Source organism: Pontitalea aquivivens, from assembly GCF_046507575.1.
Classification (GTDB): Bacteria; Pseudomonadota; Alphaproteobacteria; order Rhodobacterales; family Rhodobacteraceae; genus Pontitalea; species Pontitalea aquivivens.
Genome location: NZ_JBKFEY010000001.1, coordinates 414,277 through 434,674, shown reverse-complemented (window position 1 = coordinate 434,674; position 20,398 = coordinate 414,277). Strand labels below are relative to the sequence as shown.

14 protein-coding genes and 1 tRNA gene are annotated in these 20,398 nt (G+C 67.2%); 4 read left to right on the top strand and 11 right to left on the bottom strand.

The window, feature by feature from the left end:
• Both ACK8OU_RS02085 and ACK8OU_RS02080 read right to left on the bottom strand, forming a co-directional pair.
• The gene (locus ACK8OU_RS02085) at window positions 1-459 is read right to left on the bottom strand and encodes an Lrp/AsnC family transcriptional regulator (protein WP_410301691.1); all 459 of its coding nucleotides are present in this window, start codon (window positions 457-459) and stop codon (window positions 1-3) included.
• The gene (locus tag ACK8OU_RS02080; protein WP_410301690.1) at window positions 456-914 is read right to left on the bottom strand and encodes an Lrp/AsnC family transcriptional regulator; all 459 of its coding nucleotides are present in this window, start codon (window positions 912-914) and stop codon (window positions 456-458) included. Before ACK8OU_RS02080 ends, ACK8OU_RS02085 begins: the two co-directional genes overlap by 4 nt.
• A gap of 126 nt (window positions 915-1,040) precedes the next feature.
• Between ACK8OU_RS02080 and ilvC the strand changes: the two genes are divergently transcribed.
• Complete coding sequence (ilvC, locus tag ACK8OU_RS02075) at window positions 1,041-2,063, top strand: ketol-acid reductoisomerase (protein WP_410301689.1); 1,023 nt, start codon at window positions 1,041-1,043, stop codon at window positions 2,061-2,063.
• 126 nt (window positions 2,064-2,189) lie between these two features.
• Here the strand turns inward: ilvC and glmM are convergent, their stop codons facing one another.
• The 8 genes from glmM to ACK8OU_RS02035 form a co-directional block, all read right to left on the bottom strand.
• Window positions 2,190-3,533, bottom strand: a complete 1,344-nt coding sequence (gene glmM / locus ACK8OU_RS02070; protein ID WP_410301688.1) for a phosphoglucosamine mutase — start codon at window positions 3,531-3,533, stop codon at window positions 2,190-2,192.
• Window positions 3,530-4,549 (bottom strand): dihydropteroate synthase, encoded by a 1,020-nt coding sequence (folP, locus tag ACK8OU_RS02065; RefSeq protein ID WP_410301687.1) that lies wholly within the window; start codon window positions 4,547-4,549, stop codon window positions 3,530-3,532. Before folP ends, glmM begins: the two co-directional genes overlap by 4 nt.
• Window positions 4,550-4,566: 17 nt before the next feature.
• Window positions 4,567-5,508: a dihydroneopterin aldolase gene (locus ACK8OU_RS02060; protein ID WP_410301686.1), complete on the bottom strand. Its 942-nt coding sequence runs from the start codon at window positions 5,506-5,508 to the stop codon at window positions 4,567-4,569.
• Window positions 5,509-5,606: 98 nt separating this feature from the next.
• On the bottom strand, window positions 5,607-6,284 hold the full coding sequence (locus ACK8OU_RS02055; protein ID WP_410301684.1) for a cell wall hydrolase: 678 nt from the start codon (window positions 6,282-6,284) through the stop codon (window positions 5,607-5,609).
• A gap of 218 nt (window positions 6,285-6,502) precedes the next feature.
• On the bottom strand, window positions 6,503-9,046 hold the full coding sequence (locus ACK8OU_RS02050) for a putative PEP-binding protein (protein WP_410301683.1): 2,544 nt from the start codon (window positions 9,044-9,046) through the stop codon (window positions 6,503-6,505).
• 213 nt (window positions 9,047-9,259) lie between these two features.
• Window positions 9,260-11,365 (bottom strand): glycine--tRNA ligase subunit beta, encoded by a 2,106-nt coding sequence (glyS, locus tag ACK8OU_RS02045; protein ID WP_410301682.1) that lies wholly within the window; start codon window positions 11,363-11,365, stop codon window positions 9,260-9,262.
• 13 nt (window positions 11,366-11,378) lie between these two features.
• Complete coding sequence (locus ACK8OU_RS02040) at window positions 11,379-11,855, bottom strand: DUF6446 family protein (RefSeq protein ID WP_410301681.1); 477 nt, start codon at window positions 11,853-11,855, stop codon at window positions 11,379-11,381.
• On the bottom strand, window positions 11,852-12,778 hold the full coding sequence (locus tag ACK8OU_RS02035; protein ID WP_410301680.1) for a glycine--tRNA ligase subunit alpha: 927 nt from the start codon (window positions 12,776-12,778) through the stop codon (window positions 11,852-11,854). Before ACK8OU_RS02035 ends, ACK8OU_RS02040 begins: the two co-directional genes overlap by 4 nt.
• A gap of 166 nt (window positions 12,779-12,944) precedes the next feature.
• On the opposite strand from ACK8OU_RS02035, the gene ACK8OU_RS02030 reads away from it, so the two are divergent.
• Entirely contained in the window at window positions 12,945-14,723 is a 1,779-nt protein-coding gene (locus ACK8OU_RS02030; protein ID WP_410301679.1) for a serine protease, read from the top strand.
• 12 nt (window positions 14,724-14,735) lie between these two features.
• Here ACK8OU_RS02030 and ACK8OU_RS02025 read toward each other — a convergent pair whose 3' ends face one another.
• A complete protein-coding gene (locus ACK8OU_RS02025) occupies window positions 14,736-16,184 on the bottom strand; it encodes a TrkH family potassium uptake protein (RefSeq protein ID WP_410301678.1) in 1,449 nt (482 codons plus the stop codon).
• 200 nt (window positions 16,185-16,384) lie between these two features.
• Here ACK8OU_RS02025 and ACK8OU_RS02020 point away from each other — a divergent pair, with 200 nt between their 5' ends.
• Together ACK8OU_RS02020 and ACK8OU_RS02015 are read left to right on the top strand one after the other, a co-directional pair.
• Window positions 16,385-19,864: a pyruvate carboxylase gene (locus ACK8OU_RS02020; protein ID WP_410301677.1), complete on the top strand. Its 3,480-nt coding sequence runs from the start codon at window positions 16,385-16,387 to the stop codon at window positions 19,862-19,864.
• Between the two features lie 408 nt (window positions 19,865-20,272).
• Window positions 20,273-20,347 (top strand) — tRNA-Gly (locus ACK8OU_RS02015).
• Window positions 20,348-20,398: the final 51 nt, after the last annotated feature.

Sequence of the window (20,398 nt, the reverse complement as noted above, 5' to 3'; positions counted from 1 at the left end):
TCAACCCAGCGGGCCGGGGCGGCGTTCTTCGGACAACAGCACATTCGCCTCGACCTGGCCCAGCCCGGGCAACGTCATGATCCGGCGGCGCAGCACGCGTTCGAAATCGGCAATGTCGCGGGCGGTGACGCGCAGGCGATAATCGAACAGGCCCAGAACGTGCTGCACCACCTGCACCTCGGGGATGGCGGTGGCGGCGCGTTCAAAGTCCTCAAGACTGACACGGCCCTTGGTTGCCAGCTTGATCCCCAGAAACACCGTCACGCCAAAGCCCAGCGCCGCCGGATCGATCGCAACCCGCCGCCCGCGCAGCACGCCCGCCTCTTGCAGGCGCCGGATGCGCCGCCAGGCCGCCGGCTGCGACAGCCCCAGCCGCCGCCCCACCGCCCCCGCGCTTTGCCCCGCATCCTGCACCAGCGCCCGCAGGATCGCCCGGTCCAGATCATCCAGCGCGATCACAGCGGCAGCTCCGTGCTGTTCTTGATGGTGGAAATCAGCATCAGGGCGTCGGTATCCGCGATATGCGGCAGCGTCAGGATACGGGCGCGGTAAATGTCCTGATAATGCGCCATATCGCGCGCGATGACGTTCAGGCGCACATCCGTCTGGCCCAGAAAGGTCTGGATCTCCAGCACCTCGGGCACCTTGCGCGCGGCTTCCAGAAACTCGTCAAAGGCGCGGGGGTGGGTCTTGTCCAGCGTGAATCGCAACGACACCTCAACCTCCCAGCCCAGCGCGCGCCAGTCGATCACCGCCTCCTCGCCGCGCAGCACCCCCCCCGCCCGCAGCCGCTCCAACCGCCGCCAGCAGGTCGCCGCCGTCACACCCGCGCGCAGGGCCAGTTCGGCGGTGGGCAGGTCCGGCTCGGCCAGCAGCTGGCGCAGGATGCGCCGGTCCGTATCATCAATCTGCATGGTTGTTTCACCAAATTCCAATTTGACGAATAGTTATTAGCCAAAACAGGTCACAAAAGCAAATTTTGCACAGCCATTCCCGGATACCCCGCTATCCTGCCCCCATCAACAACCGGAGAACCGCCGATGCGCGTTTATTACGATCGCGATTGCGATGTGAACCTGATCAAGGACAAGAAAGTGGCCATCCTGGGCTACGGCAGCCAGGGCCACGCCCATGCGCTGAACCTGCGCGATTCGGGGGCAAAGAACCTCGTGGTCGCGCTGCGCGAAGGCAGCCCCTCGGCCAGGAAGGCCGAAGCCGAAGGCCTGAAGGTCATGGGCATCGCCGAAGCCGCCGCCTGGTGCGACGTGATCATGTTCACCATGCCCGACGAACTGCAGGCCGAAACCTACAAGAAATACGTCCATGACAACCTGCGCGAAGGCTCGGCGATCGCGTTCGCCCACGGCCTGAACGTGCATTTCGGCCTGATCGAGCCCAAGCCCGGCGTCGACGTCATCATGATGGCCCCCAAGGGCCCCGGCCACACCGTGCGCGGCGAATACACCAAGGGCGGCGGCGTGCCCTGCCTGGTGGCCGTGCATCAGGATGCGACCGGCAAGGCGATGGAAGTCGGCCTGTCCTACTGCTCGGCCATCGGCGGCGGGCGTTCGGGCATCATTGAAACCAACTTCCGCCAGGAATGCGAAACCGACCTGTTCGGCGAACAGGCCGTGCTTTGCGGCGGCCTGGTCGAACTGATCCGCATGGGCTTTGAAACCCTGGTCGAAGCCGGCTACGAGCCGGAAATGGCCTATTTCGAATGCCTGCACGAAGTAAAGCTGATCGTGGACCTGATCTACGAAGGCGGCATCGCGAACATGAACTACTCGATCTCGAACACCGCCGAATATGGCGAATATGTCAGCGGCCCGCGCATCCTCCCCTATGAGGAAACCAAGCGCCGCATGAAGGAAGTCCTCACCGACATCCAGACCGGCAAGTTCGTGCGCGACTTCATGCAGGAAAACGCCGTGGGCCAGCCCTTCTTCAAGGCCACCCGCCGCATCAACGACGAACACCAGATCGAACAGGTCGGTGAAAAGCTGCGCGCCATGATGCCCTGGATTTCCAAGGGCAAGATGGTCGACAAGGCGCGCAACTGATCGCGCCCCAGACACCCGAAGGGCGCCCCGCCGGGCGCCCTTTTTCTTTCCCCATTCATCTTGCCCGAAATACCTTCCGGGGGTCCGGGGGTGGAAAACCCCCGGCGGCGGCCACGCGCACCCCGCTCAGGCGACGGTCGCGACGGCCTCGACAATCTCATCGACGGTGCGCGCCAACAGCGCAGCATCCTCGGCTTCGGCCATGACACGGATCAGGGGTTCGGTCCCCGATTTGCGGATCAGCACACGCCCCTGCCCCTCCAGCCGCGCCTCGGCCGCGGCAATCACCTGGCGCACGCGGTCATTGGCCAAAGGCTCGCGCCCCGCTTCATAGCGCACGTTCTTCAGCATCTGCGGCACCGTATCGAACTGGGCCACCAGCCCGGACGCCTTCGCCCCGGTTTCCACCATCGCCGCCAGGAATTGCAGCCCCGCGATCAGCCCGTCGCCGGTGGTGGCATAATCGGTCATCACGATATGGCCCGATTGTTCACCCCCCAGGTTGAAGCCCCCCGCGCGCATCCGTTCCACCACATAGCGGTCGCCCACCGCCGTGCGCTCCAGCCGCAAGCCCCGCGCCTGCAGGAACCGTTCAAGCCCCAGGTTCGACATCACCGTCGCCACCAGCGCCCCGCCGCGCAGCCGCCCCTCGGCGGCCCAGCGGGCGGCGAACAGCGCCATGATCTGATCGCCATCCGCCACCCGGCCGGTTTCATCCAGGATCATCACCCGGTCGGCATCGCCATCCAGGCTGATCCCCAGATCCGCGCCATGCGCCAGCACCGCCGCCGCCGCCGTATCGGTATGGGTTGATCCGCAGTTGTCGTTGATGTTGAACCCGTTGGGCGCGACCCCCACGGGGATCACCTCGGCGCCCAGTTCCCACAGCACCTCGGGGGCGGCGCGATAGGCCGCGCCGTTGGCGCAATCGACCACGACCTTCAGGCCCGAAAGCTGGCCGCGCCCCGGAAAGGTGGTCTTGGCATATTCGACATAGCGGCCCCGCCCGTCGTCGATCCGCTTGGCACGGCCGATGTTCTGCGGCTGGGCGGGGGTGATTTCGGCGGCGACGATCGCCTCGATCTCGGCCTCGGCCTCATCCGACAGCTTGAAGCCATCGGGTCCGAAGAACTTGATGCCGTTATCAGCCGCGGGATTATGGCTGGCCGAAATCATGATGCCGATATCCGCCCGCATGGACCGCGTCAGAAACCCCACCGCCGGCGTGGGCACCGGGCCCAGCAGCAGCACGTTCATCCCCGTCGAGGTCAGCCCCGCCGTCAGCGCGTTTTCCAGCATATAGCCCGACAGGCGCGTATCCTTGCCAATCACCACCCGGTGCCCGTTGCGCCCGTCGCGCCGGAAATAGCGCCCCGCCGCGGCCCCCAGCCGCAGCGCCATTTCGGCGGTCATCGGCCAGCTGTTGGCGCACCCGCGCACCCCGTCGGTTCCGAAAAGCTTTCTGCTCATGCCCCATATCCCTCGATGACAGCGCGCCAAAGGGCCAGGCCCTGCGCGATCCCGGCCACATCATGCACGCGGTGGATCTGCACCCCCTGCGCCAGCCCCACCTGCGTCAGCGCCAGCGTGCCCGGCAGGCGCGCATCAGGCGCCCCGGCCCCGCCAATGGTGCCGATGAAACGCTTGCGCGACAGGCCCAGCAACACCACGCAGCCCAGCCCGTGAAACAGCGACAGCCCCCGGATCAGCGCCAGATTATGCTGCACCGTCTTGCCAAAGCCGATGCCGGGGTCGACCACGATCCGCGCGCGGTCAATGCCCGCCACCTCGGCCACCGCGATGCGGGCGGCCAGATGGTCATAGACATCCAGCAACACATCGTCATAGCGCGGATCATTCTGCATCACCTCGGGCGTACCCTGGGTATGCATCAGGCAGACCGGCGCGCCGGTTTCGGCCAGAAGGCTGGCCATCAAGGGGTCATAGCCCATCGCGGCCACGTCGTTGACCAGATCGGCCCCCGCCGCCAGCGCCGCGCGCGCCACATCGGCCTTGCGCGTGTCGATCGACACCGGCGCACCCTGGCCCGCCTGACGCAACGCGGCGATCACCGGGGCGGTGCGGGCGATTTCATCGGCCACCGGCACGGTCGCGGCACCGGGGCGCGTCGATTCCCCGCCAATATCCAGAATATCCGCCCCCGCCGCCAGCAGCGCGCGCGCCTGCGCCAGCGCTGCCCCGGGGCGGTCAAAGCGTCCACCGTCGGAAAAGCTGTCGGGCGTCACGTTCACAATGCCCATGATCCGGGGCGCGGCGAAATCCAGGCCCGCCAACGGCGCGCGCGGCGCGGTCAGGCGCTGCGCGACATCGGCGGGCAGATCGGCGGCGGCGATGATCCCACGCGCGCCGTCACGGGCCAGCACCTCGACCCGGTCGAACCAGCACCACCCCCCCGCAAGCGGCAAGGCCCCGGCGGGGCGCGCGGCATCGGTCATCGCGATCGGTCGGTAATACAGCCTGCTCATGCCCCGCTTTCACCCGATCAGGCGCGGCTTGGCAAGCCATCCAGCGGCACCGGCAACACCGGCACGCGGCTTCCTGCCGGGGCTGAAACATCACCGTGAAGTTCCAGCCGCGTGGCCGCCAGCGTCTCGGCCAGCCACAACGTCAGCGCCACTGCATTATGGGCGGGCGCCTTCGGCCCATCGACCGCGTCCAGCACGATCTTGGACGGCGCCCAGACGATCATCTGGCCATGCTTCATCGCCCAGTCGATTTCGGTCCGCGTCGCCACCACCACACAGCGCGGGTCGCGTGCGGCCAGCACCCAGGCGTTCTGTTCGATCGCCAGCAGGTCGATCCGGCGCTGCGTCGGGCGGTGGCCGGTCTGCGGCGCCGGACTGTCGGGCAACCCCACCGTCAGGATCACCGGCAGCCCCGTCGCCTGCAACGCGTCCAGCCGCGCCGGCAGGTCCGGCGCCGCAATCGCGGCATTGGACAGATAAACCACCAGCGGATGCAGCGCCTGCGCGCTGCCATCGGCGGCCAGCGCCTGCACCGGAACGCCCGCGCGTGACCGCACGATTTCCACCCCCAGCGCGCCGGGCCCGCGGTCCAGCTTTTCGATGCGCACGAACACCCGCATCGCCTGCGGTTCGGCCAACACCCGTTCGGCCACCCGTTCGGCCAGCGTTTCCAGCAGGTTCAGCCGTTCCGCCGCCAGTTCCGCCGCGATCGCCTCGGTGATGCGGTCGTAGGACAGGATACGATCCACGTCATCTTCCAGCGGCGCGGGATGGGGGCGCACCTCGGCCACCACATTGAAGCGCAGCCGCTGGCTATGGCCGCGTTCCTGCTGAAACGCGCCGATATCGGCCTCGACCACATGATCGCGCAGGCTGATCCGGTCGCGCGGATCGGCCCCGGCTGACGCCTCGGCGCGTTCTTCGGGATGGGCGAAGGCAAGGGTGATGTCGCTGGTCATGGGGCTTCCGCTTTCAGTCGGCGGATCATAGGCAAAGGGCGGGCCAAGGCCCACCCCGAAACGGCATCGCAAGGACGCCGCCGCAACCTGCCCCGGCCCTAGCGTTGCGCGGTGCGCAGCGGCGGGCGATAGAAGATATGGCTGCCGATCCGCGTGGTCCGGGTAAAGCGCCTGGACCAGCTGGGCCGCACCGCCGGCGTGTGGAAATAGGTCGCCCCGTCGGTCAGGCCGCGCGGCGCGCCATCCAGCATCGCCTTGGCGATCTTGGCCACACGGTCATAGGCCCCCGGTTCGCGCACGCGGTCCGGCTTGCCATCGCAGACATAGGAAAACTGGCAGCCCCGCGCATTGCCCTGCTTGACCACCCCGCAGACCGATCCGGGGAAAGCCGCATCATCGACCCGGTTCAGGATCACCTCGGCAACCGCCACCTGACCGGCCAGCGATTCGCCGCGCGCCTCATGATACAGGGCCTCGGCCAGGCAGGTCAGTTCCGGCCCCCCCGTGGGCGCAGGCTGGCTGGCCAGCCATTCCGCGGTGACTTCGGCGGGGGCATCTTTCGATCTTGCAGGTTTCGGCGCGTTGGAAATGGCCACGATCCGGTTGGGTGCGACGGTTTCAAAGGCCGAGCGTTCCTGGCCCAGAAGCGCGACCAGTCCCTGATCCACGCTGGCGGTGGGATCATTGGACTGGCTTACCGTGACTTCGGCACGCAAGCCTCCGGCCAAGGCCAGGAGGACGACCGCGCCCCCCGTCCAGCTTTTCAGCACTGACATGTTTACTTCCCGATAAGGACAAGCGCCCCGGCATCAGCCGCGACCGCAGCCGATTAACCGAAGCGACCCACAGAGTCCACCCAAGGGAAAAAAACAACCCATTTCCGCCATGAAAACGGCGGAAATCTGCCAAAGCAGGCACTGCGAATCAGCATCCTGTGCCTGTGGATCGGATACTCTCAAGACACTGTTAACGCCAGAGGAATCCGTCAGAAATCTTACGCATCGCGGGCGGGTTTCGGCGCCAGCAGGGCAAAATGCGCCGCCGCCAGCCGCGCAACCGGAACGCGAAACGGCGAACAGGACACATAATCGAATCCCGCCGCGCGGCAAAAGGCGATTGATTCGGGGTTGCCGCCATGTTCGCCACAGACCGAGATCGTCACATCCGGCCGCGCCGCGCGCCCGCGCTGCGCCCCGATCAACAACAGCTCGCCCACCCCCTCCACGTCGAGAATGTGGAACGGGTCTTCCAGATAGACCTTCTGCGTGACGTAAGACCCCATGAAACGCCCCGCATCGTCGCGCGACAGGCCATAGGTCATCTGCGTCAGGTCATTGGTGCCGAACGAAAGAAAGGCCGCATGTTCCGCGATCTGCCCCGCCCGCAACGCCGCGCGGGGCGTTTCCACCATCACGCCCAGACGATAGGTGAAATCGGTCTTGGTCTGGGTGCGCACGGCGGCCGCGACCGCATCGATCCGGGTCTTGACCAGTTCCACCTCGCGCTGGGCGGATACCAGCGGGATCATGATTTCCGGCACCACGGGGGCGCCACGGCGGCTGGCCTCGACCGTCGCCTCAAAGATCGCCTGCGCCTGCATTTCATAGATTTCGGGCACGGTGATACCCAGCCGCACCCCGCGCATCCCCAGCATCGGGTTGAATTCCGACAACGCCTCGACCCGGCGGGTCACATCGGACAAAGGCCGGTCCAGCGCCTCGGCCAGTTCGCGCATGCCTTCGCGGTCATGGGGCAGGAATTCATGCAGCGGCGGGTCGAACAGGCGAATGGTGACCGGCAGGCCCGCCATGATGTCGAACAGCGCGGTGAAATCGTCGCGCTGCATCGGCAACAGCCGTTCCAGCGCGATGCGCCGGTCATTGGCTGTGTCGGCAAAGATCATCTCGCGCATCACTGTCAGACGGTCATCGTCAAAGAACATGTGCTCGGTGCGGCACAGGCCGATGCCTTCGGCTTCGAACATGCGGGCGGTGCGGGCGTCATCGGGCGTGTCGGCATTGGCGCGGATACCAATGTCGCGCACATTGTCGGCCCAGCGCAAAAGCGTGCGGAAACCCTCGTCCAGCGCGGGTTCCAGCATCGCGGCGGCGCCCGCCAGCACCTCGCCGTTGGTGCCGTCAACGGTAATCGGCTCGCCCTCGCGGAAGATGCGCCCGTCAGGGCCGCGCAGGGTGCGTTCACGCGGGTTCAGCTGGATTTCCGAACAGCCCACGATGCAGGGCAAACCCAGCCCGCGGGCGATCACCGCGGCATGGCTGGTCATGCCGCCACGTTCGGTCAGCACGGCCACGGCGGCATGCATGCCGCGAATGTCCTCGGGCGCGGTTTCGCGTCGCACCAGAATGCAAGGCTCGTCGCGCGCCGCGCTGGCCTGGGCCGCGGCCGCGGTAAAGACGATGCGCCCCGTCGCGGCCCCCGGGCTGGCGGCGATACCGCGCGCGAACCGGTCGCGCGGGGCGCGCGGATCGACCTGATAATGCAACAGTTCCGACAACGCGCGCGGTTCCACCCGCAACAAGGCCTCTTCGCGGGTAATCACACCATCGCTGGCCAGCGCCACCGCGATCCTGACCGCCGCGCGCGAGGATCGCTGCACCCGCACCGCATCGATCACCGATACCCGCCCGTCGGACACCGCGAATTCCAGCTGCATTTCCTCGCGCAGCTTGCCCCGGCAGGCGGCGCCATAGCGGGTCAGTTCGGCAAAGACCCCGGGCGCGGTTTCCTCCAGCGAGACACCGCGCGGATCGCGCGTCAGATACAGCGTCTCGACCGCGGCATTGCGGCCCTGGCTTTGGCCCCGAAAGCGCCCGATGATCTGGGCGGCGCCGGTCACGCTGTCGACGAACTGCATCGTGCCCGATCCCGACAGGCCGGGCCCGATGCCCAGCGCCATGTCCTGCACCAGCAGGCCCAGCGTCGCTTCGGACGGGGCCCCCTTGGCCTGGCGCAAAAGCCGCGCGGTCGTGCCCTCCCAGGCACGGGCCATGGACCGCAACACCTCGGCCAGCTGGCGGGCAGGCGATTGCGGAAAGCTTTCGTCGGTTTCGGCCTGATAGGCGGCCAGGGCCGCCGCCAGCGCATGGGGACCCGGACGGGCGGTGAACATGTCGGGATCAAGCCGCGCGACATGGGTGGCATAGCTTTGCACGAACCGCAGATACAACGCATCGGCCGCCTCGGCGCCGTGGGTCCGGGTCAGCCGGGCATGCATCGCATCATTCATGCCGACGTTCAGAACCGTGCCCGGCCCGCCCCATTCCGGGTTCTCGGGGCTGGACCGGACCGACACCAGAAGCCCCACGCCAAACACCGCGGCAATCGCCTGGGTATCGGGCATCTGGCCTGCGGCAATGGCGCGGACAGTTTCCACCGGCAGCGCGACGGTGCGCGGCACCGGCAGGTCCAGCCGGATCAGCCGCTGCAGGCATTTTGCGCGCCAGCCATGCCGCGCCGTGCTGACGGCCGCCACCGGCGTCAGTTCGACGAATTCCGTGATCTCAGCATGTTTCTGCATCGCAGCAATCCCCGGGGCCCTTGCGCAGCATAGGCCGAAAGCGGGTCTTGGCAAGGCGCGATTTGCGCGCGGGCCCCACCGGACCGCCCCGCCCCGCCACCTGCGCGCACGGCCCCTGCGGAAGCCTCCGGCGGAGGTATTTGGGGCAAGATGAAAGCCAGTTTCACCTTGCTTCAAATACCTGCCCCGGGCGGGGCCGGCGCAGGCCCCGGGTCAGCCCTCGATCCGGGTCAGATCGGCCACGGACAGGCAGATCTGGCGGATGCGCGACAGCAGGTTCAGCCGGTTGCGGCGCACGATCGGGTTGTCGCTGTTGACCTGCACCGCCGTGAAGAAGGCGTCGATGGGCGCGCGCAGGGCGGCCATCGCGGCCATGACGGCGGCGAAATCCTGCGATCCCATCGCGGGCTTGATCGCGGCCCCGGCGGTGTCGAGGGCGGCAAACAGCGCGCGTTCCTCATCGGTTTCGGCGAATTTCACATCGGCGCCAAAGCTGTATTCCACCCCGTCCTTTGCCTCGGCCTGGATCAGGATGTTGTTGGCGCGGCGGAAGCCCTGGATCAGGTTCCCGCCATCCTCGGTCCCAAGGAAGGCCGAAAGCGCCTCGGCCCGTTTGACCAGCAGCGTGAGGTCATCGTTGCCGGGCATGGCCAGGCAGGCGTCGATCACGTCATGACGGATGCCCTGATCGCGGAGATGGACCTTGAGGCGGTCATGGAAGAAGGCGAGGAGGTCGGCGCCGCGGTCTTGATAGGCTCCTTCAAAGAAGGGGGTCAGCGTCCCGGCGTCCCGCAACGAAAAATGGCTGTGCAACAACTCGACCAGCGAAATCCGCACCCCATTCCCCAGCACCAGCCGGATCACCCCCAGCGCGGCGCGGCGCAGCGCGAAGGGGTCTTTCGACCCGGTGGGCTTTTCGTCGATCGCCCAGAAGCCGGTCAGCGTGTCGATCTTGTCGGCCAGCGCCACGGCGACCGAGACGGGTTCGGTCGGCACCTCGTCGCCTGGACCAAGGGGCGAATAATGCGCCTTGCAGGCATTGGCCACGGCATCCGGCAGGCCGGCGGCACGGGCGTAATAGCCGCCCATCACGCCCTGCAATTCGGGGAATTCGCCGACCATCGCGGACCGCAGGTCGGCCTTGACCACGCGCGCGGCCTCGGCGGCGAGATCCGGCGAGGCGCCGACCAGCGGGGCGATTTCGCGTGCCAGCGCCGCGATGCGGGCGATGCGGTCGGCCTGGCTGCCCAGCTTGTTGTGGAAGGTGACGTTGGCCAGGCCCGCGCCCATGCCCTCGAGCCCCTCGGTCCTGACCAGTCGCAGGTCGTTTTCCCAGAAGAACCTGGCATCCGACAGCCGCGCCGACAGCACCTTGAGGTTGCCCGCCAGGATCGTGGCGCCGTGGTCGGCGGTTTCACGGTTGGCCACCGTCACAAAGCCCTCGATCCGGGCCGTTTGTGGGTTACGGAGCGAGAAGAACTTCTGGTGTTCCTTCATCGAGGTCTGCAGCACCTCGGGCGGCAGGCCCAGGAAATCGGGGGCGATGTCGCCCATCAGCACCACGGGCCATTCGACAAGGCCCGCCACCTCGGCCAGCAGGCCCCGGTCCTCGACCAGTTCAAGGCCGCGCGCGAAGGCCTGGTTCTGCGCATCGTGCAGGATGTGGGCTTCGCGTTCCGCGCTGTCCAGAAGCACCCTGGCCGCGCGCAGTTTCGCGCGGTAGTCGTCGAACGAGGTGACGGCAAAGCGGCCCGGCGCCATGAAGCGGTGGCCTTCGGTGGTGTTGCCCGCCACGATCCCGTCAACGTTCAGCGGCACGACCTGCGCGCCGGTCTCATCGGACAGGAGGCACAGGATCGAATGCAGCGGGCGCACCCAGCGCAACGTCCCCGCCCCCCAGCGCATCGACTTCGGCCAGGGGAAATTGCGGATCGTGGTTTCCAGCACCTCGGCCACGATTTCGGGCGCCTTGCGGCCGGGCTTTTCGATGACCGCGAAATAGACCTGGCCCTTCTTGTCGTCGCGCACATCCAGCTGATCCGGCGTCAGGCCGGTCGACCGCAAGAAGCCCTGCACCGCGGCCTCGGGCGCGGTGGTGGCGGGGCCCTTGCGTTCTTCGCGCAGGGTGGGGCTTTCGGCCGACAGCCCCTCGATCGTCAGGGTCAGGCGGCGCGGCGTGGAAAAAGCCCCGGCGCTGACGTAATGCAGCCCGGCATTGACCAGCCCGTCGGTCACCAGCTTCTTCAGATCCTCGCGCGCGCGGGCCTGCATCCGGGCCGGAATTTCCTCGGAGAAGAGTTCGATCAGAAGGTCGGCCATGTCACGTCCCCAATCATTTCTCGGCGTTTTCGTTCAGTTGGTGCCAGGCGAAGGCCCGGCCATCGGGATAGACCGCGACCACGCGATCGACGCCGGGGCGGATTTCATGTTCCGACAGAAAGGCCACCGCCGCCCCGGTTTCCAGATCGGCGCCGATGCGCGCGGCATCAAAGCAGGAAAACCAGTTCGGCCCGTGCAAGGGCGTGGCGTCGTCATAGACGGTGAAGGTTTCCGACAGCATTGCCAGCGACAGGGGCGTGGTAAAGCAGCCGCGGAACCGCAGGGGCGAACTGTCGGCATCGATCCCTTCGAAACCTTCGGTCAGGATCGGTTCGGGCTGGCCGGTCACGACCGAGGTCAGCCGGATTTCCGCCGCCGGCGCCGAGGCCGGGACGGGTTCGTAAAAGCCATAGACCTGCAGGTAATAGACCGCGGCCCCTGCCACCACTGCGCTGAACACGATTGCGCCTCCGACGATCTTGCCGTTCACGCCACTGCCCCGCCCGCTTCGGTGGTCACGAAGGCATCGGCGCATTTCCTGGCCAGCGTGCGCACCCGCCCGATATAGGCCTGCCGTTCGGTAACCGAGATCACGCCGCGCGCATCCAGCAGGTTGAACAGGTGGCTGGCCTTGATGCATTGATCATAGGCCGGATGCGCCATCACGATGCGCCGGCCGGCGGCGTCGGTATCATCGGCGGCCAGGATGCGTTCGCATTCGGCCTCGGCATCCTCGAAATGCCGCAACAGCATCGCGGTATCGGCCTGATCAAAGTTCCAGCGGCTGTATTCCTGTTCGGTCTGGCGGAACACGTCGCCATATTTCAGCGCGATCGGCGCGTCGGGGTCGTTGAAGGGCATGTCCATCACATGGTCGATGCCCAGAACGTACATCGCCAGCCGTTCCAGGCCATAGGTCAGCTCGCCCGCGACGGGCTTGCAGTCATGTCCGCCGACCTGCTGGAAATAGGTGAATTGCGACACTTCCATGCCGTCGCACCAGACCTCCCAGCCAAGGCCCCAGGCGCCAAGGGTCGGGCTTTCCCAGTCATCCTCGACAAAGCGGATGTCATGCAGCGACAGGTCGATGCCGATCGCCTCAAGGCTGCCCAGATACAGCGCCTGAAGATCCGGCGGGCTGGGTTTGATCAGCACCTGATACTGGTAATAATGCTGCAGGCGGTTGGGGTTTTCGCCATAGCGTCCGTCCGTCGGGCGGCGCGAGGGCTGCACATAGGCCGCGGCCCAGGGGCGGCTGCCCAGCGCGCGCAGCGTCGTTGCCGGGTGGAAGGTGCCGGCCCCCACCTCCATGTCATAGGGTTGCAGCACGGCGCAGCCTTTTGACGCCCAATAGGCCTGCAGGCGCAGGATGATTTCCTGAAAGGAACGCGGGGCAGCGGGCGAAGGGGACATGGGGCACCTCTGGCTGAAAGCGCCCCTTCCTTATGCAAGGGGCCGGTCAGGGTCAACGGGGTCCCCCGGGGATGGCGTGGTTCGGGGCTGCGCATTTTGGGGTGACGCCGCTGGCGATCCTGCTAATTTGCGCCCGCAGAATGGCTGGCGCAAAGGGGGTTGGGCGATGAAGGCAGGATGGGGCGTGACGCCGATGGCGCTGGGGGCGGCACTGGGGCTGTGGCTGTCGACGGCGCTGGGCGGCGCGGCGCTGGCCGAGGCCTGGGTGCAGATCGAGGCGAAACCCTCGCTGCGCGAGGCCGAGGCACGGGCGCGCGACTGGGCGGCGGATCTGCCCGATGTGGCGGGCCATGCCATGTCCACCGGCTGGTATGCCATCGCGCTGGGCCCCTTTGCCGATGCCGGAACCGCCGAAAGCCGCCTGCGCGTGCTGCGCGGCGAAGGGCTGATCCCGGCGGACAGCTATGTTTCGGACGGGCGCACCTATCGCCAGCGGTTCTGGCCCGTGGCCGGTGCCCGCCCCGCCCCCATCGCAGCCCCCGCCGCAGCCCCCATCGCAGCCCCCGAAGCCACGCCCGACACAACGCCCGCCCCGATCCCGGAACCGGCGGCCGGGCCGGTCGAAACCCTGACCCGGTCGCGCCAGATCGAGGCGGCGCTGACGGGTGCCGAACGCCAGCAGATCCAGACCGCCCTGCAATGGCAGGGCCACTATGCCGGCGCGATCGACGGCGCCTTCGGGCGCGGCACGCGGGCCGCGATTTCCGCCTGGCAGGGCGCCAACGGCCATCCCGAAACCGGGGTGCTGTCCTCGACCCAGCGCGGCGCGCTGCTGGCCCGCTGGCAGGCCGAGCGTGACGCCCTGGGCCTGACCCCGGTCGAGGATCCCGAGGCGGGCATCGCCATCGACCTGCCGCTGGGGCTTGTGGAATTCGACCATTACGAACCGCCCTTCGTGCATTACCGCGAAAAGGACGGGTCGGGGGTGCGGGTGCTGCTGATTTCACGCCCCGGCGATGGCGCGGCGCTGGAGGCGCTTTACACCGTGATGCAGGGCCTGGAGATTGTCCCCCCCCAGGGCGACCGGCGCCGCGACCGTGCGGGCTTTGTGCTGACCGGGCAGGATGCGCGCATCCATTCCCATACCGAGGCGCGCCTGCAGGGCGGGCTGATCAAGGGCTTCACGCTGGTCTATCCCGCGCAGGATGGCGCGCGCATGGGCCGGGTGCTGGCCGCGATGCGCGACAGTTTCCGCCCGGTGGGCACCCGCGCGCTGGATGAAGGGCTGGGCCAGCCGCTGGCGCTGGACCGCGCCGCGATGCTGGCGGGGCTGGACCTGCGCCGCCCGCTGCGCGCGCAATCGGGGTTCTACATCACCGGCGACGGCGCGGTGCTGACCGCGGCCCAGGGCGTGGCGCAATGCGGGCGCGTGACCATCGACGGGGTCGAGGCCAATCTGGCCTTTGCCGATCCGGCCGCGGGAATCGCCGTGCTGACCCCGCGCGCGCCGCTGGCGCCTGCGGCGGTGGCCGGCCTGCGGGCCGCCCCGCCCCGCCCCGGCACGGAAATCGCGGTTGCAGGCTATTCCTACCCCGAGGCGCTGTCGGCGCCGGTGCTGACCTTCGGACGCCTGTCCGACCTGACCGGCCTGAACGGCGAGCCGGGTCTGGCGCGGCTTGCGGCGACGACGCTGCCCGGCGATGCGGGCGGGCCGGTTCTGGATGGCACCGGCGCGGTGATCGCCATCCTGATGCCGCAGGCCCGGGGGGATGCGAAACGTCTGCCGCCCGACCTGTCGCTGGCGCGCCCCCTGGACGCGATCGCGCCGCTGCTGGCCGAACGCGGCTTTGCCCCCGCCCCGGCCCAGGACGCGGGAACCCGCGCCGCCGAGGATCTGGGCGCGCTGGCGCGCGACATGACGGTGCGGGTCGACTGCTGGGAATGACCGGCGGCGTCCCTAGTTGCGCCAGAAGCGCGGCAGCAGCAGCACGAAGACCGACAGCAGTTCCAGCCGGCCCAGGAACATGCCCAGGATCATCAGCCATTTCGCGCTGGCGGGAAAGGCGTTGACCGCGCCATTGCCCGACACCTCGGGGCCCCAGGCGGGGCCGACATTGGCAATCGCGGTCCAGGCGGCGGTCATCGCGGTCCTGGGGTTCAGCCCGGTCAGCGACAGGCCCACGATCAGCAGGCCGAAGGTCAGGATGAAGAAGGAAAAGAACGCGATGACCGAGTTCACCACCTCATCATCCACGGGGCGGCTGTCATAGCGCACGGGTTCCACCCGGTGCGGGCTGTGCAGGCGGCGGATCTGGGCCTTTACCGCCTCGAACAGGATCAGATAGCGGAACACCTTGACCGAACAGCCGGTGGATGCCGTGCAGCCCCCGATCAGCCCCACCACGATCAGCACGACAAAGGCCATATGGCCCCATTTCGTCACATCCTCGGACGCGAATCCGGTGCCGGTGAAGGTGGACACCACGTTAAAGGTCACCTCGCGCAGCGTGGGCAGAAAGGCCGCCTCGTGGCGGACCATCCGATAGGCCACGATCACCCCGATCGCATAGGCGTTCCAGCGCAGGAAGGCGCGCACCTGCGGATCGCGCCACAGCGGCGTGGCATGGCCCTGGGTCAGCTGCACAAAGCGGATGAAGGGCAGCGCCGCCAGGATCATGAAGACCGAGGCCGCATATTCCGGCGCCCCGGTGTAGGCGCCGAAGCTGACGTCGTAATTGGAAAACCCGCCCGTGCTGAGCGTGGTCAGCGCATGCACCACCGCATCGAACGAGGTCATGCCCAGCCCCGCATAGACCGCCGCGCAGATCACCGTCAGCGCCACATAGATGCGGATCATCGCGGTCGAGATGTCCTTGGCGCGCGGCAGGATCTTGCCCAGCGTGTCGAACCCCTCGGACCGGAAATACTGCATCCCGCCGACCTTCATCACCGGCAGGAAGATCATCGCCACGATCACGATCCCCAGCCCCCCCAGCCATTGCAGGATCGCGCGCCACAGGTTCGTGCCCGCGGGCAGGTCGTCCAGGCTTGGGAAGGCCGTGGTGCCGGTGGTGGTCATGCCCGACATCGACTCGAAATAGGCGTCGGTAAAGCTGGCGCCGGGCGCGCCGATCACAAAGGGCAGCGCCCCGAACAACGGCAGCGCCAGCCAGACCCCGCTGGTCAGCACGAAACTTTGCTGCAGGCTCAATGTCCCGCGCAGCGCGTTCGATGAGGCCATCGCCAACAACCCGCCCGCCAGGACAGATATGATCGCGGCTTCCAGAAAGGCGCGCCAATGCGGATCGCCGCGCTGCAGATCCACCGCCATTGGCACCAGCATCGCCACCCCAAGGGCGGCGATCAGCAAGCCAATGACATATCCCACGGGGCGAAGGTCGATCATGGCCCTTGCTTGCCCATGCGCCCGCGCGCCTGTCAAGGCCGCGCGGCACGGGGCGTGTGGCGCGCGGCACGGCGCCGCCCCCCGGGGCCGAATGCCACAGGGGCGGAAAGATTCTGTTACATTCCGGAAATTTCCCCCTTGCGCTGCGCTGCAGCACCGCTAGCGTTCCCCACGAAATTCACCTGGGAGGGGGGCCACCCATGTTTCGCAAGATCCTGATCGCCAATCGCGGTGAAATCGCCATTCGCGTGATGCGCGCGGCCAATGAGCTGGGCAAGAAGACGGTCGCCGTCTATGCTGAAGAGGACAAGCTGGGCCTGCACCGCTTCAAGGCCGATGAGGCCTATCGCATCGGTGAGGGGCTGGGCCCGGTGGCGGCCTATCTGAGCATCCCCGAAATCATCCGGGTGGCGAAACTGTCGGGGGCGGATGCGATCCACCCCGGCTATGGCCTGTTGTCGGAAAACCCCGACTTCGTCGAGGCCTGCGCCGCCGCGGGCATTGCCTTCATCGGCCCGCGCGCCGAAACCATGCGCGCTTTGGGCGACAAGGCCAGCGCCCGGCGCGTGGCGATTGCCGCGGGCGTGCCGGTCATTCCCGCCACCGACGTGCTGGGCGATGATTTCGACGCGATCAAGGCCGAGGCGGCCCGGATCGGCTATCCCCTGATGCTCAAGGCCAGCTGGGGCGGCGGCGGACGCGGCATGCGCCCGATCATGGGCCCCGACGAGCTGGTCGAGAAGGTCCGCGAGGGCCGGCGCGAGGCCGAGGCGGCGTTCGGCAATGGCGAGGGCTATCTGGAAAAGATGATCCTGCGCGCCCGCCATGTCGAGGTGCAGCTGCTGGGCGATCTGCACGGCGGGCTCTATCACCTTTATGAACGCGACTGCACCGTGCAGCGCCGCAACCAGAAGGTGGTCGAACGCGCGCCCGCCCCCTATCTGACCGAGGTACAACGCGCCGAGGTCTGTGACCTGGCGCTGAAGATCGGCCAGGCGGTCGGCTATCAGAACGCGGGCACGGTCGAATTCCTGATGGATATGGAGACCCAGGCCTTCTACTTTATCGAGGTGAACCCGCGCGTGCAGGTCGAACATACCGTCACCGAAGAGGTGACCGGCATCGACATCGTGCAATCGCAGATCCGCATCGCCGAGGGCGCCACCCTGGCCGAAGCCACCGGCCACGCCCGCCAGAACGACATCACCCTGTCGGGCCACGCGCTGCAATGCCGGGTCACGACCGAAGACCCGCAGAACAACTTCATCCCCGATTACGGCCGCATCACCGCCTATCGGTCGGCCACCGGCATGGGCATCCGGCTGGATGGCGGCACGGCCTATGCGGGCGGGGTGATCACGCGCTATTACGATTCACTTCTGGTCAAGGTCACCGCCTGGGCGCAGACCCCCGGACAGGCGATTTCCCGGATGGACCGGGCCTTGCGCGAATTCCGCATCCGCGGCGTTTCGACGAATATCGATTTCGTCATCAACCTGCTGAAACACCCGGTGTTTCTGAACGACACCTACACCACCAAGTTCATCGACACCACGCCCGAGCTGTTCCAGTTCAAGACCCGGCGCGACCGGGCGACCAAGATCCTGACCTATATCGCCGACATCACGGTGAACGGGCATCCCGAAACCTCAGGCCGCCCCAGACCCCCCGCCGAGGCACGCGTGCCCCGCGCCCCCGCCCCGCAGGCGCAGCCCCCGCACGCGCAGCCCCCGCACGCGCAGCCCCCGCACGCGCAGGTGCAACCCGGCACCCGCACCCTGCTGGACGAAAAAGGCCCGCAGGCGGTGGCCGACTGGATGGCCGCGCAAACCCGCGTGCTGATCACCGACACCACGATGCGCGACGGGCATCAGTCGCTGCTGGCCACCCGGATGCGGTCGATCGACATGATCCAGGCGGCACCCGCCTATGCGGCCAATCTGCCGGGGCTCTTCTCGGTCGAATGCTGGGGCGGGGCCACCTTCGACGTGGCCTATCGCTTCTTGCAGGAATGCCCCTGGCAGCGGCTGCGCGACATCCGCGCCGCCATGCCCAATGTGATGACGCAGATGCTGCTGCGCGCGTCAAACGGGGTGGGCTACACCAATTACCCCGACAATGTGGTGCGCTTTTTCGTCCGGCAGGCGGCGCGGACCGGGGTCGATGTGTTCCGCGTATTCGACAGCCTGAACTGGGTTGAAAACATGCGCGTCGCGATGGATGCGGTGCTGGAGGCGAACAAGCTGTGTGAAGGCACGATCTGCTACACCGGCGACATCCTGGACCCGGACCGCGCGAAATACGACCTGAAGTATTATGTGACGATGGGGCACGATCTGCGCGCCGCGGGTGCGCATGTTCTGGGCCTGAAGGACATGGCGGGGCTTTTGAAGCCCGCCGCCGCGCGCGCGCTGATCCGCGCGCTGAAGGAAGAGGTCGGCCTGCCGATCCATTTCCACACCCATGACACCAGCGGCATCGCGGGCGCCACGGTTCTGGCGGCCTGCGATGCCGGCGTCGATGCGGTGGATGCGGCGATGGATGCGTTTTCGGGCGGCACCTCGCAGCCCTGCCTTGGGTCGATCGTCGAGGCGCTGCGCCATACCGACCGTGACACGGGGCTCGATATCGGCGCGATCCGCGCCCTGTCGAACTATTGGGAAGCCGTGCGCCACCAGTATCGCGCCTTCGAGTCGGGCCTTGAGGCCCCCGCCTCCGAGGTCTATCTGCACGAAATGCCCGGCGGGCAGTTCACCAATCTCAAGGCGCAGGCCCGCAGCCTTGGCCTTGAGGAACGCTGGCATGAGGTGGCCCAAGCCTATGCCGATGCCAACCGCATGTTCGGCGATATCGTCAAGGTCACGCCATCGTCCAAGGTTGTGGGTGACATGGCGCTGATGATGGTGGCGCAGGGCCTGTCGCGCGATCAGGTCGAAAACCCGGCCGTGGATGTGGCCTTCCCCGATTCGGTGGTGGACATGCTGCGCGGCAATCTGGGCCAACCGCCCGGCGGCTGGCCCAAAGGTATCGTGCGCAAGGTGCTGAAGGGCGAAACGCCCGTCACCGACCGCCCCGGCGCGCATCTGCCGCCCGTGGACCTGGAAGAAACCCGCGCGAAGCTGTCGGCGGAACTGAACGGCTATGCGGTGGATGATGAGGATCTGGCCGGTTACCTGATGTATCCCAAGGTGTTCCTGGATTACATGGGCCGGCACCGGCTGTATGGTCCGGTGCGCACCCTGCCCACGCCGGTCTTCTTCTACGGCATGGAACCGGGCGCCGAGATCACCGCCGAGATCGACCCCGGCAAGACGCTGGAAATCCGTTTCCTGACACTGGGCGAAACCGATGACACGGGCGAGGTGAAGGTCTTCTTTGAACTGAATGGCCAGCCGCGCACCGTGCGTGTCCCGAACCGCGCCGTGAAGGCCAGGACCGCCGCCAAACCCAAGGCGCAGGACGGCAACCCCGCCCATATCGGCGCGCCGATGCCGGGCTCGGTCGCCTCGGTCGCGGTCAGCGTGGGGCAAAAGGTCAATGCGGGCGATCTGCTGCTGACGATCGAGGCGATGAAGATGGAAACCGGCCTGCATGCCGACCGCCCCGCCACCGTCAAGGCGCTGCACGTCCATGCCGGCAGCCAGATCGACGCCAAGGATTTGTTGATCGAGCTGGAATGAGAGCAAGGCAAGGCTGGGCAGGGGCCTGGCCTTCTGCTGGCCCCTTGCGCCAGCATCCCCCCCCCGGGCCATCGGTGTGATGTGATATGTCGGGATGCAATGTCCGGGCCGATGCCGCCCTGATCGAAAAGGCGATTCCGGCGCCGGGCAACATGCGTACGGCGCTGGAATGCTTTGCAACCGCAGGCCCGCGGGAAACGGCGCCCCCCGAATCGTCAGCCGCAACGCCCCCCCCCAAAAAAATCGTCCGCCGCGAAGGGCTGCGAAAAAATTTTCGCCGAAACATCATTTTCCCCCTTGCAGCCCCCGCCGGGGATTTGTAAATCCCGCTCCACCGAAGGGGACGCTGCAAGGCAGAACCGAAGGGGCCGGACGGACCGCCGCAAGGCAGACCAGATGGAACGGAGTGCGGGCGTAGCTCAGGGGTAGAGCATAACCTTGCCAAGGTTAGGGTCGTGAGTTCGAATCTCATCGCCCGCTCCAATCGAAACGGGCGCCGGAAACGGCGCCCTTTTGATTTTCCGCCCCCCTTTC

Coding starts and splice junctions, on each gene's coding strand:
- folP (WP_410301687.1), bottom strand. CDS start 4,549: ATGAGCAGGCTGTATTACCGACCGATCGCGATGACCGATGCCGCGCGC.
- glyS (WP_410301682.1), bottom strand. CDS start 11,365: ATGGCCGACCTTCTGATCGAACTCTTCTCCGAGGAAATTCCGGCCCGG.
- ACK8OU_RS02025 (WP_410301678.1), bottom strand. CDS start 16,184: ATGATCGACCTTCGCCCCGTGGGATATGTCATTGGCTTGCTGATCGCC.
- ACK8OU_RS02080 (WP_410301690.1), bottom strand. CDS start 914: ATGCAGATTGATGATACGGACCGGCGCATCCTGCGCCAGCTGCTGGCC.
- ACK8OU_RS02050 (WP_410301683.1), bottom strand. CDS start 9,046: ATGCAGAAACATGCTGAGATCACGGAATTCGTCGAACTGACGCCGGTG.
- ACK8OU_RS02055 (WP_410301684.1), bottom strand. CDS start 6,284: ATGTCAGTGCTGAAAAGCTGGACGGGGGGCGCGGTCGTCCTCCTGGCC.
- glmM (WP_410301688.1), bottom strand. CDS start 3,533: ATGAGCAGAAAGCTTTTCGGAACCGACGGGGTGCGCGGGTGCGCCAAC.
- ACK8OU_RS02020 (WP_410301677.1), top strand. CDS start 16,385: ATGTTTCGCAAGATCCTGATCGCCAATCGCGGTGAAATCGCCATTCGC.
- ACK8OU_RS02035 (WP_410301680.1), bottom strand. CDS start 12,778: ATGTCCCCTTCGCCCGCTGCCCCGCGTTCCTTTCAGGAAATCATCCTG.
- ilvC (WP_410301689.1), top strand. CDS start 1,041: ATGCGCGTTTATTACGATCGCGATTGCGATGTGAACCTGATCAAGGAC.
- ACK8OU_RS02060 (WP_410301686.1), bottom strand. CDS start 5,508: ATGACCAGCGACATCACCCTTGCCTTCGCCCATCCCGAAGAACGCGCC.
- ACK8OU_RS02030 (WP_410301679.1), top strand. CDS start 12,945: ATGAAGGCAGGATGGGGCGTGACGCCGATGGCGCTGGGGGCGGCACTG.